The organism is Pseudomonas sp. HY2-MNA-CIBAN-0224 (assembly GCF_040310285.1).
Lineage (GTDB): Bacteria > Pseudomonadota > Gammaproteobacteria > Pseudomonadales > Pseudomonadaceae > Aquipseudomonas > Aquipseudomonas helleri.
This window is the reverse complement of the sequence record NZ_JBEOPQ010000983.1, coordinates 1-229: the sequence shown is the minus strand read 5'-3', so window position 1 is coordinate 229 and position 229 is coordinate 1. Positions and strand designations below refer to the sequence as shown.

General features: G+C 48.5%; 1 protein-coding gene. It reads left to right on the top strand.

From position 1 onward, the window contains the following. A partial coding sequence (locus AAEZ03_RS29180) for an RNA polymerase factor sigma-54 (protein ID WP_502948003.1) occupies positions 1 to 229 on the top strand: 229 nt, incomplete at both ends.

Here is a 229-nt window from a genome sequence, read left to right as displayed (position 1 = left end):
AGCTATCAAGGTGGCACTTGTGCGACGATCCAAGACCATGTGCGTTGGCAGCTCAACTTTAAGCGTCTCTCCGAGACGGACACGCTGATTGCAGAATATCTGATGGACTCGATGGATGATATGGGTTTTGTGCGCCTCGATATTGATGAGTTATTACAAAGCTTTGAGACCATGGCGAGCTTTTATCAATGGGATGAGCGCGTTGAGCATGATGAAGTCATGGCGGTAC